The sequence below is a fragment of the Pandoraea eparura genome (assembly GCF_902459725.1).
Taxonomy (GTDB): domain Bacteria; phylum Pseudomonadota; class Gammaproteobacteria; order Burkholderiales; family Burkholderiaceae; genus Pandoraea; species Pandoraea eparura.
The window spans coordinates 149,481-161,924 of sequence record NZ_CABPSH010000008.1; the positions used below are offsets into that span (position 1 = coordinate 149,481).

General features: G+C 64.7%; 12 protein-coding genes. 4 read left to right on the top strand and 8 right to left on the bottom strand.

Annotated elements, in window-relative coordinates:
* Positions 1–136 precede the first annotated feature (136 nt).
* On the bottom strand, positions 137–517 hold the full coding sequence (locus PEP31012_RS16520) for a nucleotide pyrophosphohydrolase (RefSeq protein ID WP_150590394.1): 381 nt from the start codon (positions 515–517) through the stop codon (positions 137–139).
* Between the two features lie 108 nt (positions 518–625).
* Here PEP31012_RS16520 and PEP31012_RS16525 point away from each other — a divergent pair, with 108 nt between their 5' ends.
* The 4 genes from PEP31012_RS16525 to PEP31012_RS16540 all read left to right on the top strand — a co-directional run bounded on the left by PEP31012_RS16525 (position 626) and on the right by PEP31012_RS16540 (position 5,017).
* Positions 626–1,036 (top strand): 2Fe-2S iron-sulfur cluster-binding protein, encoded by a 411-nt coding sequence (locus tag PEP31012_RS16525; protein WP_343039905.1) that lies wholly within the window; start codon positions 626–628, stop codon positions 1,034–1,036.
* Between the two features lie 63 nt (positions 1,037–1,099).
* Entirely contained in the window at positions 1,100–2,767 is a 1,668-nt protein-coding gene (ettA, locus tag PEP31012_RS16530) for an energy-dependent translational throttle protein EttA (RefSeq protein WP_150590395.1), read from the top strand.
* A 178-nt stretch (positions 2,768–2,945) separates the two neighbouring features.
* On the top strand, positions 2,946–3,743 hold the full coding sequence (locus PEP31012_RS16535; protein ID WP_174978264.1) for a 3-hydroxybutyrate dehydrogenase: 798 nt from the start codon (positions 2,946–2,948) through the stop codon (positions 3,741–3,743).
* Between the two features lie 92 nt (positions 3,744–3,835).
* Entirely contained in the window at positions 3,836–5,017 is a 1,182-nt protein-coding gene (locus PEP31012_RS16540; protein ID WP_150590396.1) for a DUF3734 domain-containing protein, read from the top strand.
* A gap of 129 nt (positions 5,018–5,146) precedes the next feature.
* On the opposite strand, the gene PEP31012_RS16545 is transcribed toward PEP31012_RS16540, so the two are convergent.
* The 7 genes from PEP31012_RS16545 to grxD all read right to left on the bottom strand — a co-directional run bounded on the left by PEP31012_RS16545 (position 5,147) and on the right by grxD (position 12,419).
* A complete protein-coding gene (locus PEP31012_RS16545; protein ID WP_150590397.1) occupies positions 5,147–6,907 on the bottom strand; it encodes a chemotaxis protein CheW in 1,761 nt (586 codons plus the stop codon).
* Positions 6,904–7,431, bottom strand: a complete 528-nt coding sequence (locus PEP31012_RS16550; protein ID WP_150590398.1) for a chemotaxis protein CheD — start codon at positions 7,429–7,431, stop codon at positions 6,904–6,906. Before PEP31012_RS16550 ends, PEP31012_RS16545 begins: the two co-directional genes overlap by 4 nt.
* Positions 7,415–8,257: a CheR family methyltransferase gene (locus PEP31012_RS16555; protein ID WP_150590399.1), complete on the bottom strand. Its 843-nt coding sequence runs from the start codon at positions 8,255–8,257 to the stop codon at positions 7,415–7,417. The genes PEP31012_RS16550 and PEP31012_RS16555 overlap by 17 nt, the downstream gene beginning before the upstream one ends.
* A gap of 116 nt (positions 8,258–8,373) precedes the next feature.
* Positions 8,374–10,071 carry a methyl-accepting chemotaxis protein gene (locus PEP31012_RS16560; RefSeq protein WP_150590400.1) on the bottom strand — a complete coding sequence of 566 codons (1,698 nt, stop codon included), beginning with the start codon at positions 10,069–10,071 and terminating at the stop codon, positions 8,374–8,376.
* Between the two features lie 900 nt (positions 10,072–10,971).
* Positions 10,972–11,265 (bottom strand): hypothetical protein, encoded by a 294-nt coding sequence (locus PEP31012_RS16565; RefSeq protein WP_150590401.1) that lies wholly within the window; start codon positions 11,263–11,265, stop codon positions 10,972–10,974.
* Between the two features lie 198 nt (positions 11,266–11,463).
* Positions 11,464–12,078, bottom strand: a complete 615-nt coding sequence (locus tag PEP31012_RS16570) for a UbiX family flavin prenyltransferase (RefSeq protein ID WP_150590402.1) — start codon at positions 12,076–12,078, stop codon at positions 11,464–11,466.
* Positions 12,079–12,104: 26 nt separating this feature from the next.
* The gene (gene grxD / locus PEP31012_RS16575; protein ID WP_150590403.1) at positions 12,105–12,419 is read right to left on the bottom strand and encodes a Grx4 family monothiol glutaredoxin; all 315 of its coding nucleotides are present in this window, start codon (positions 12,417–12,419) and stop codon (positions 12,105–12,107) included.
* Between the last annotated feature and the right edge of the window lie 25 nt (positions 12,420–12,444).

Consider the following 12,444-nt stretch of genomic DNA (forward strand, 5'->3'; position numbering starts at 1 on the left):
GTGAGCGGCATCCGGCGAGGGCCGGGATGCAGTGGAAGCTTGGGAAGATTGCGACATGGCGTTGCCTGTTCGGAATTCGGGGGCGGACGGGGTCACTATCGGGGTGCCCGGCGCGATCAAAAGGGCGGCGGGCCAACTACGCCTGCGGCGCCGGGTATTTCTGCGCGTTCATGACGAGCTTCTCCGCCACGGCGCGGTTCAGGTCGACACCGAGCACCGACGATAGCCGCACGAGATACATGGCGATGTCGGCCAGTTCCTGTTCGACGTGCCGCGCCTCGTTCGTCTGCATGACGGCCTGCGCTTCGGCATCGGTCTGCCACTGGAAGATCTCGACCAGTTCCGCCACTTCGACGGACAACGCCATCGCGAGGTTCTTGGGCGTGTGGTACGGCTGCCAGTGACGGGCATCGGCGAACGCCTGCAGGGCGGTTTCCAGCCCGGCCGTATCGATCAGACGGGCGCGGGGGGCGTCGGCGTCACCGTGCGCAGATGCGTCGTTCAGAGCAGCGGACATGGGATGCGAAGGTCGGAATTGGCCCGCCAGCGACCCTCACGCAGCAAGCGGGCCGAAGGCGGACGCGATGAACGAGAGGAACGCGACAAAATACCGCGGAATCGGCGTATGGTAGCGCGTTGGCGCAAGATGCGCCGTTCAACGTTTTCGTCACTTCCGACCCCGCTTGCCTTGGATCGCTTCCCGCCCGACCCCGCGCCATCCGACGGAACGCCCGCGCCGACGTTCTGCCGCATCACGCTCATGCCGTCGGGCTGGCAGTTCGACGCCCCGGCCGACACGCCGATTCTGCTCGCGGCGCAATCCGCCGGCATCAAGCTGCCGAGCCTGTGCCGCAACGGCACTTGCCGCGCCTGTCTGTGCCGGGCGCACACCGGAGGTGAGCCGGCGCCGGTGGCTTACCGGATCGCATGGCCGGGGCTGTCGCGCGAGGAGAAAACCGAGGGCTGGCTGCTGCCGTGCTGCGCCTATGCCCGCGCCGACCTCGTCATCGACGCGCCCGACGCCGCGCTTTGTTAAACTTGGCGCTATCTGACGCTCGTCCCCGAGCCGACATAACCGATTCAGGATCAGGAAAGCCGAATGGCACAGTACGTATTCAGCATGAACCGCGTGGGCAAGATCGTGCCGCCCAAGCGTCACATTCTCAAGGACATCTCCCTGTCGTTCTTCCCCGGCGCCAAGATCGGCGTGCTCGGCCTGAACGGTTCGGGCAAATCGACCCTGCTCAAGATCATGGCGGGTGTCGACAAGGAAATCGAGGGCGAAGCGATCCCGATGGCGAACCTGAACATCGGTTATCTGCCGCAGGAGCCGCAGCTCGACCCGGAGCAGACCGTGCGTGAAGCCGTCGAAGGCGGCATGGGCGAAGTTTTCGAAGCCCGCACGAAGCTCGACGAAATCTACGCCGCCTACGCCGAGCCGGACGCCGACTTCGACGCGCTCGCCGCCGAGCAGGCCAAGTACGAAGCGATTCTCGCCGCGAGCGACGGCAACAACATCGAACAAACGCTGGAAGTGGCCGCCGACGCGCTGCGCCTGCCGCCGTGGGACGCCCGCATCGGCGTGCTCTCGGGCGGTGAAAAGCGCCGCGTCGCGCTGGCGCGTCTGCTGCTCTCGAAGCCGGACATGCTGCTGCTCGACGAGCCGACCAACCACCTGGACGCCGAATCGGTCGACTGGCTCGAACAGTTCCTCACGCGCTTCCCGGGCACGGTCGTGGCCGTCACCCACGATCGCTACTTCCTGGATAACGCCGCCGAGTGGATTCTCGAACTCGACCGCGGGCAAGGCATTCCCTGGAAGGGCAACTACAGCTCCTGGCTCGACCAGAAGGAGCAGCGACTGAAGCAGGAAGAGTCGACCGAGTCGGCCCGCCAGAAGGCGCTCAAGAAGGAACTGGAATGGGTGCGTCAGAACCCCAAGGGCCGTCAGGCGAAGTCGAAGGCACGTCTTGCCCGTTTCGACGAGCTGAACAGCCAGGAATACCAGAAGCGCAACGAAACCCAGGAAATCTTCATCCCGGTGGGTGAGCGTCTGGGGAACGAAGTCGTCGAGTTCAAGAACGTGTCGAAGGCGTTCGGCGACCGATTGCTGATCGACGACCTGAGCTTCACCGTGCCGCCGGGCGCCATCGTCGGCATCATCGGCCCGAACGGTGCCGGTAAGTCGACCTTCTTCAAGATGCTCTCGGGCCGCGAACAGCCGGACAGCGGCGAGATCAAGGTGGGACCGACGGTCAAGATGGCCTACGTCGACCAGAGCCGCGACGCGCTGGATGGCAGCAAGACCGTGTTCGAAGAGATCTCGGGCGGTGCCGACGTGCTGACGGTGGGCAAGTATGAAACGCCGTCGCGTGCCTACATCGGCCGCTTCAACTTCAAGGGCTCGGACCAGCAGAAGCAGGTGGGGTCGCTCTCGGGCGGTGAGCGCGGGCGCTTGCACATGGCCAAGACGCTGATCTCCGGCGGCAACGTGTTGCTGCTCGATGAACCCTCGAACGATCTGGACGTCGAAACCCTGCGCGCCCTCGAAGACGCCCTGCTCGAGTTCGCCGGTTGTGTGATGGTCATCTCGCACGATCGCTGGTTCCTCGATCGTATCGCCACGCACATCCTGGCCTTCGAAGGCGACTCGCACGTCGAGTTCTTCCCGGGCAACTATCAGGAGTACGAGGCGGACAAGAAGAAGCGCCTCGGGGAAGAGGCCGCAAAACCGAAGCGCATCCGCTACAAGCCGATCGCGCGGTAAGGCAGGAGAGGGCGCCGCAAGGCGCCTTTTCCATTTGAATGACGGCGCGGCACGCGGGTGGCAAGTGCCTGGCAGGTGCCCGGCAACGGGCCGGCCGTCAGTATCCCGTGTTCGACGAGCCATGTCGGCGCCCGCAGCGCCGCATGACCCGCCATTTTGACGAATCAGGAGTGTGCAAATGAGCCAGTCAGTGAATCAGTTGAATGGGAAAGTCGCCGTGGTCACCGGTGCCGCCAGCGGCATCGGCCGAGAAATTGCCTTCACTCTCGCGCGTGCCGGCGCGGCCGTGGCCATTGCCGATCTGAACCAACAGGGGGCGGATGCCGTGGCCAAAGAGATCGAGGCGGCCGGTGGCCGCGCGCTCGGCGTGGCGATGGACGTGACCAGCGAAGAGGCGGTGAACAGCGGCATCGACAAGGTGGCGGCGACCTTCGGGTCCGTCGACATCCTGATCTCGAACGCGGGCATCCAGATCGTCAATCCCATCGAGAACTATTCGTTCGCCGACTGGAAGAAGATGCAGGCCATTCACGTGGATGGTGCGTTCCTGACGACCAAGGCGGCACTCAAGCATATGTACAAGGACGATCGCGGTGGCATCGTCATCTACATGGGTTCGGTGCACTCACACGAGGCGTCGCCGTTGAAGTCGGCCTACGTGGCGGCCAAGCACGCGCTGCTGGGTCTGGCGCGCGTGCTCGCCAAGGAAGGGGCGAAGCACAACGTGCGCTCGCATGTCATCTGCCCGGGCTTCGTGCGCACGCCGCTTGTCGACAAGCAGATTCCGGAGCAGGCCAAGGAGCTGGGAATTTCGGAAGACGAGGTCATCAAGAAGGTCATGCTCGGCGGCACGGTCGACGGCGTATTCACCACGGTCGACGACGTTGCGCAAACCGCGCTCTTCCTTGCCACGTTCCCGACGGCCGCATTCACCGGCCAGTCGTTCGTGGTGAGCCACGGCTGGTTCATGCAGTAACGCGCAAACGGTACGGGGGGCGCCGGCCGCGTCGGCGCCGTCCCGTCCCGTCGCGTCTTGATTCCGCCTCGGAAAGCTTCAGGAGAACGGTCATGACGGCCAACCCCCCGCAAGTCCCCAAACGCGCCATCGATCTGCCGCCTTACGAGACGGTCGCACTTGTCTTGCAGGGCGGTGGCGCGCTCGGGGCCTATCAGGCCGGCGTGTACGCCGGTCTGTTCGAGGCCGGCATCGCACCGAACTGGATCGCCGGTATTTCCATCGGCGCGCTCAATACCGCGATCATCGCGGGCAATCCGCCTGAGCATCGCGTGGCGCAGCTCGAAGCGTTCTGGCGCACGATCTGTGAGCCTGCCGTGTTTCCGCCGCTGCCCGCGCCGCTCGAAGCGGCCATCCTCAACGGCCCCGAGTCGGGACGCATCGCCTACAGCGCGTGGCAGGCATGGCGCGCCATCGCGGAAGGCCAGAAGGGCTTCTTCAGCCCGCGCTGGCCGCAGCCGTTGCCCGCCGCAATGGGCGATCCGGCGCACGCGAGCTACTACGACACGTCGGCGCTGCGCGGTACGCTGGAGCGTTTCGTCGACTTCGACCGGATCAATTCGTGCGAGACACGCGTGTCGGTCGGCGCCGTCAACGTGCATACGGGCAACTTCGTCTACTTCGACAACACCCGCGAAAAACTGCGTGCGGAGCACTTCATGGCATCGGGCGCGTTGCCGCCGGGGTTTCCCGCCGTGGAGATCGACGGCCAGTATTTCTGGGATGGCGGCCTTGTGTCGAATACGCCGCTCTCGGAAGTGCTCGGCACGTCGCCGCGCCGCGACACCCTCGCGTTCCAGGTGGATCTGTGGAGTGCGCGCGGGCCGCTGCCCGACAATCTGAACGATGTCGCAGACAGGCAGAAGGACATTCAGTTTTCGAGTCGCACGCGTCTGGTGACCGACAACCTGCAGCGCGCCCAGCACTATCGCCGCGTGCTGCGCGAAGTGCTCGAACGCGTGCCCGCGGACGTGCGTGCGCACGACCCCTGGTGTCACGCGGCGCAGGAGATCGCTTGCAGCAAGCGCTACAACGTCGTCCAGCTTATCTACCGCAACAAGGAGTACGAGGGGCACTACAAGGACTATCAGTTCGGACTTGCCACCATGCTCGATCACTGGGCGAGCGGTCTGGACGATGTGCGTCGCACGCTCACGCATCCCGAGTGGCTGTCCATGCCCGACGACACCTCAGGCTTCATCACGCACGACATTCATCGCCACGAAGTCGTCTGACCCGTCGCCGCGCTCCCTTCCGTCCCTACGCCGTACTACCCCTGTGGCGTGCCCCCCGACACGCCACAGGGCCCCGCGACCGGCGCGCACAAGGCGCCGGCACTTCACTGAACCGATTCCCCCTCACGCTCACACCGACGACTGCGCCAGCGCCGTTTCCATGCGCTGCTTGAGCGGTTCCAGATCGAGCAGCATGGCCGTGCGTGCGGCACCGTCAGCGGCGGGCAGCTCGACGGCTTCGCGCATGTCGTTGCGCATTTCGTGCGTGGCGCGTCCGAGCAGCATGGCCGGCACCGGCAGCTTGTCGGCTTCGTCGAGCGTGACGATGTTCTCGATGGCGTCGACGAGCAGCCCGAGCTTGTCTTTCCCGTGCTCGATCACGAGAATCTTGCGCGCCTGCGCATCGTCCTGCGGCGGCATGCCGTACAGCGCGCGCAGATCGACGATGGTCACGAGTTCGCGTCGCAAATTGAGTATCCCGCGCACGAAGGCGGGCGCACCCGGCGCGGGCATGATATCCGCGCTGTCGTGAATGATCTCGCGCAACTGATCGAGCCGCACGGCCAGCATGTGTTGCAGACGGAACGACACATACGCGTGGCGGGTGCCGCGCGACGACCTGGCCCCGGTGCCGGGCCACGCCGAATCGCCGGACGTCGTGCGTTGTGCGCCGTCCGTCTCCCGATATAGCTCGCGATGGCCGCGCGTGAGTTCGAGCACCTGAGCGTGCGTGAAGAGTTCGTCGGCGTTGAGCAACACGATGTCGTCGGCCTGCTCGCGCGCAATGCAGCCCGAGAAGAGTTGCGCGTGCGAGGCGCTGAAGGACGGCATGGCGAGCAGCTCGTCGGCGAAGTACGTCACGATGCTGTCCACGGCGTCCACCAGCAGGCCGAAATGCACGTCTTCCTGCTTGACGATCAGAATCCGGCGCGGATCCGAGGCGGTGCCCGCGACGTCGCTCTCGGGGCGGTAGGGCTGAAGACCGAGGAAGTGGGCGAAGTCGATGACCGGCACGACGGTGCCGCGCAGATTGAGCATGCCCACGCAAAACACGCTGGCGAGCGCCGAGTTCTGCAAGTCGGGAATGCGGATGATCTCGCGAATCGCACTCATCGGCAGCGCCAGACGTGATTGGTCGACCGAGAACGACACGCATTGCAGGCGCTGACGTTGTTGGCGCCGCTGCGGCGCGCTGAGCGCCTGACGGGCGAGCAACTGCGGCATGTTCTCGATGCGCACGAGGGCGCCCGGCGCGAGGATCTGCAGAATGCGGTCGCCTTCGTCGAGCTTGATGGCGCCGCAAACCACCTGCGGCGCCGTGTGCGATGGGTCGTACTCGAACCCGGTGCGCTGCGAGGCGCGCACGCGCAGAATCTCGCTCGTCGTGTCGAACAGTAGCCCGACCCGAACGCCGTCGACGTCGACGATGGCGATCTTCTCGGTCACTGGCGCAGGCCTGCCCGACGCGTCGCCCATGGCCAACAACGGCTTGAGATCGACGATGGGGATGAGCGTGCCGCGCAGATTGAAGAGGCCGAGCAGGAAGGGCGGGGAAAGCGGCACGGGTGTCACGCGCGCGGGGTAGTTCACGACCTCCTGCAAGGCCGCGATGGGCAGGGCGAATTCCACGTCGCCCAAATGAAAGGAGCCGAAGACTTCGATGTCGTCAGGATTTGACACGCACCGCCGCGGTGACGGCGGCGCGTCGAGCGCTGGCGGTGATTCACCCGGTTGCGACGACCCGTAGCCGGCTGTGCCGGCGCCCCCTTTGCCCTCGTAAGCCTGATAGCCCTGATAGCCCTGGTAAGGCGATGCCGTGGGCGGCAGCACGGTGGTGCCGGCGACGGCGTCATGCTGCGGCAGCGGAAATCCGGGTGTGCGTGCGTTCATGATTCTCGTCCCACGAGTCGGAGAGCGGGCGGGGTGGTCGCCGGGGATCCCTCATTGGTGCCGATCGTGCGCACATGGAAGGTGTGATGCGCGCAATGAATCGTCAGTTGCCGACCGATTTCACCGCCGACCTCGACGTGCACGATCGGAATGCCGGTCTCTGCCATCAAGGCTTGCGCCATCCTGGCGTTCGCCACGCCGATCAATCCGTGCCGGGCGGGCGGCTGGTGGGGCATCATGTTGCCGCCGCCTGCGATCACCGCCTCGATCTCGCCGCGGCGCGCACCGTCCGCCCGCATCAGCGCGAGGAGCGACGGCACCGCTTGCGTGACGTACTTCGCCCCGATGGCAAAGGTGGGGTTCGGTGCTTCGGGCAACAGGCAGTGCGCAAGACCGTAGAGCCCGCGCGCCCGCCACATCAGACCGATACCCACACACGAGCCGAGGGTAGCGCGCAGCACGTCGTCGCCGCGCCCGATACGCACCTCCCCCATCAACACCTGAATGTCATGCGACGGCCCCATTCGTTGCCCCCTGATTCCGGTAGATGAGCGGTTGCTCAAACTGATAGCCGGTCGAGAGCCGCGTCAGCGACTCCGATTCCCCGACAATGAGCACGCCTTCGGGGGTCAGCGTGTGGCGCACGTTCTCGAGAACGCGTTCCTGATCGGCAGCTTCGAAGTAGATCAGCACATTTCGCAGCATGACGAGATCGAACGCCTCGCGGCGCGGCATGCGCTGATACAGGTTGTGCTCGGCAAAGGTGATATGCGCACGCAGTTCCGGGGCGACGGTGAAGCCGTCCGCGCTCGGGCGGAAATACTTCGCCAGCATGGCCGGCCGCTGCTGTTTGAGACCGTCGATGCTGCGCCCGCCGAAGTTGCCGGCCATCGCCACGGCCAGCACCTGGCTCGAAATATCGGTTGCATGAATCTGGTACCGGAAGCTGCTGTGCCGCGATCGAAACTCTTCGCAGAGCATCGCCGCCGAGTAGGACTCCTCGCCGGAGGAGGCCGCCGCGGACCACATCCGGAACATCCGGCCCGGATTCGCCGCATGCCAGCGCGGCAGGTAGTGCTGTGCGAAATAGTCCCAGACGCGCGGCGTGCGAAAGAACGTGGTCTCGTTCGTCGTGACCAGGTTCACGAAGTTGCGCACCTCGTCGGGGGTGCTCTCGAGCAGCGTCAGGTAGTCGCGATAGCAGGACAGCGCGAGCGTACGCAGGCGCGGGCGAAGACGGCCCTGCAACATCGTCCACTTCTTCTCGTTCATCGAGATGCCGGTGTGCCGGTGAACAGCGCGCAGAAGGGCTTGCTGGGTACCGGGATCGGCGTCGGCTTCGATTTCCATATCGGCCCTTCGTGGTGGCGGTGGGACCCGGCCCTGCGTGAACGGCCGGAACCGGAGAGACCGGAGAGATCGGCGAACGGCCCGGGTCGATGCCCGTGGCGTTCGCCGCAGGGCGCTTACACCTTGAACCGCGATACCGTGCGGTCGAGGTCTTGCGCGCCGTGATTGAGCCCGGTGGTCGCCTGCGCGATGGTCTCGCAGGCACCGGCGGATTTCTCCGTTTCTTCCGCCACGTGCTGAATGGCGAGGCTCACTTCGCGGGCGGCGACGAGTTGCTCTTCGGCCGCGCACGAGATTTCGGAGATCGCTTGCGTGGTGCGCGACACGCCGCCGACAATCTTCTCGAACGCCTCGCCGGCCTGCCGCGATACGTCGCTGCCCTGGGCCACGCGCTTGGTCGACTCGTTGATCAGCTTGGAGATTTCCTTGGTCGCCTGCGACGAGCGTTCGGCGAGCTTGCGCACCTCGTCGGCCACGACCGAGAAGCCGAGGCCGTGCTCACCGGCGCGGGCCGCTTCGATGGCCGCGTTGAACGCGAGCAAGTTGGTCTGCCCGGCGATCTCGCCGATCACCTTCACGATCTCGCCGATGTCTTCTGACGACTTGTTGATCAGCTCCATGGCTTCGACCGAGCGCGCAATCGCACGGGCGCCGGTCTCGGCTTCCTGTTGCGTTGCCTTGGCGAGCTGGTCGGCGCCCTTGGTGTTGTCCGCAATCGAGTTGATCGATGCTGTCAGCTCTTCGATCGACGCGTTCATCTCTTCGACCGTGGCGCCCAGCGCCTGGGCGCCGGTGGCCACGGTATTGGCACGCTCGGCAATATCGCGCGATGCACCCGAGAACTCACCGGCCGATTTGACCACCTTGCCGATCACGCCGCGCAGGTCGTCCATCATGTGACGAATCCCGTCGGCCAATTGGTCGATGGGGTCGCTGCCCGCGACGGCGATCTCGCCTGTCAGGTCGCCCGCCGCCGCCCGATTGACGGTGTCGAGCAACAACGCCACTTTGCGCTGGTCGTCGTCGGCGCGGCGCTTCACGCTCGCTTCCAGTTCGACCTGCTGGGTGATGTCGGTGGCGAACTTCACGACCTTGTACGGCCGCCCGCTCGCGTCGAGGATCGGGTTGTACGTCGCTTGAATCCAGATTTCCCGCCCGCCGCGCCCGATGCGCTTGTAGCGGCCCGCATCGAATTCGCCACGATTGAGCTTTTCCCAGAAGTCCCGATAGGCCGGCGACGCGACGTATTCCGTCTCGCAGAACATGCGGTGGTGCTTGCCGCGAATTTCGTCGAGCGAGTAGCCGAGCGCGCTCAGGAAGTTGTCGTTGGCCGTGATGACCGTGCCGTCGAGATTGAATTCGATGACGGCCTGGGCGAGGTCCATGGCGCGCACCTTGCCTTCGAATTCGGCCTGACGGGCGCGATCCGCCGTGATGTCAGTGGCGAACTTGATGACCTTGTAAGCCGTGCCATGCGTGTCGAACACCGGGTTGTACGACGCACGGATCCACACGGCCCGCCCGCCTTTGCCGATGCGCTTGTATTCGCCGGCATCGAACTCGCCGCGCCCGAGCTTGGCCCAGAATTCGCGGTATGCACCGGACGCCGCGTAGTCGGGTTCGCAGAAGAGGCGGTGATGCTGTCCCCGGATCTCGTCGAGCTGGTAGCCAACGGTTTGTAGGAAATTTTCGTTGGCGTGCAGGATATGGCCCTGCAAATCGAATTCGATGACGGCCTGCACGCGATTGAGCGCGGCGCTGATGGCCTGGAGTTCCTGTTGTTCCATCTGGAATTCAGGCGTTGCGATTTCCATGACGTTCTCCCTTGATACGCTTGCCCCGGCGCGTGTCGTGCGGCCGTCACGAAAGGGATGCTTCGCTAACACTACGTTGGCGCGCAGTCCTCTATAGACGCGATTACGACAGGACGGGCGGCAACTTGAGATCGGTGCCTACCCGCATGTCGTTTTCTGCCACGAACGATGAACCCCGTCGAAAACCGCGTCAAATAAGACTCTCACGATAAAGCAATGGCGCAGGAAGTCGACGGGCTTATGCCGTCGATCCATTTCAAACGCTCAGTTGAAGTGAAATTCAAAGGACTCCTGCACAATGGATAGGCAGGACGTATGCGCGATCTGGTGTCGGACTTCCGGAGACCGCGGGTGCGCAAGATCGGAGAAAAAGACCTCCTCCCGCGTCTGAAACGGGAGGAGGGTTAGACTCACCGTCGCTCTCTTCGGGGCATTTGAAAGGGCGACATTGATCTCTATGCAAACCTCGTGCCAGTTACGCGGACGCTGGGAACCCGCGCTGTCATTGAAGGGGGGGGTGTCGCGCAGGGGCGATGTTACGGTGCGGTAACCGGCGTGTTACGTAACAAAGTGCGACGCACTCTCGGCTTTGGCAACCTTCGCTTACACGGCTTACAGACGTGTGATCGGTTTCCTGCCGGCGCAGCGATATAAAGAAGGCGAGCCGATTCACGTTCCCCTTCTCAGGAGTCAGATCATGAAATTAGTCGTCGCTGCGCTACTCGCCCTTACCCTTGCCGGATGCGTGGTTGTCCCGGCCCGACCTTATTACGGCGGGGGCTACGGGCATCGGTGCTGTTATCGCTATTGATCGATGACGCGATGCGTGAATGAAAAGAGAGAAGCCCCGCCGGTTCGGCCGCGCGGGGCTTTTGCTATCGTCGTCGTGAATGCGGGCGCTCAGCGTCGCTCGTGATCGCGCGGGGCGAGAAAGCTTGCGGGCCGGCGTGGGCGGCGCGACGATGCCGCGAAGTATGAGGGACGGCGCAAGTCCTGCGTGTCGTCCGGGGAGCGCCAGTAGGGGGTGCGCGGGGTGCCGAGCAGGTCGCCCGGACGATGCGGCGAGAGCGGTGGCATCGACGCGGGCCACGCCATCTGACGCCAACGGGCGCCGGCAGGCACGACCAGGACGAGCACGACGAAAACGAGCGTCACGACGGCATAGACGACAACGGGCGAGAGGTCGGTCTCCATCACAAACTCCGATCGCTAAGATGTCACACCATGGGAAATGCGGCTTGGCACGCCACGCATGGCGCTTTCACTATAGCCCATGCGGCTCTCGCCGGCACTTGGTTGCCGCCGCGGCGGCGCGACCATTTGCCAACGCGGGCGCGTGAGAGCGCCAGTTTGCGGGTTGCGCCGCTAAGTTGCCAGCCGCTGCCGCCGCACTCACCGGTCCTGGACGTCGGCGTCCTTGCCAAGACCGTTCCAGCTCGTGGAGACAGGGGGCGCGATCCCGAACAGATCGATGACGCGTGCCACGGTATCGTCAACCATCGCGTCGAGCGATGCGGGGTGGTTGTAGAACGCCGGGAGTGGCGGGTAGACGATGCCGCCCATTTCGGTGACGGCCGTCATATTGCGCAGATGCGCGAGATTGAACGGCGTTTCGCGCACCATCAGCACGAGGCGGCGCCGCTCCTTGAGCGTGACGTCGGCGGCACGCGCGATCAGGTTGTCCGACAGCCCGTGGGCGACGCTCGCCAGCGTTTTCATCGAACAGGGTGCCACGACCATGCCCGCTGTGGCGAACGAGCCGCTGGCGAGGTTGGCGCCCACCTCGCGCACGCTGTGGTACGCATCGGCCAGGGCCTGCACGTCGGTACGCTCCAGGCCGAGTTCGTGACGCAACGTCAGCCAGCCCGCGCTCGACACCATCAGATGGGTCTCGACACCGCCCATCGCCCGCAGCCGTTGCAGCAGGCGCACGCCATAGATGGCGCCGGTCGCGCCGGTGATGGCCACGACCAGTCGCGCGGGCTGCAAGACTCCCGTCGACACCATCGTTATGCAGTGCGATGCGTGGCGGATTACGCCAGGTCGGCGAGGACCTGCTTGAGTTCGCCGCTCTGGTACATCTCCATCATGATGTCCGAGCCGCCGATGAATTCGCCGTTGATGTAGAGCTGCGGGATGGTCGGCCAGTTGGCGAATTCCTTCACGCCCTGACGGACTTCCTCGTCTTGCAGCACGTCCACCGTGAACAGGTTGTCGACGCCACAGGCCTTCAGGATCTGCACGGCGCGGCCCGAGAAGCCGCACATCGGGAATTGCGCGTTGCCCTTCATGAAGAGCACGACGGGATGGTCGGTGACGATTTGCTGGATACGTTGCTGGGTGGTCATGATGGAAAGCCCGTGGAAATACCGG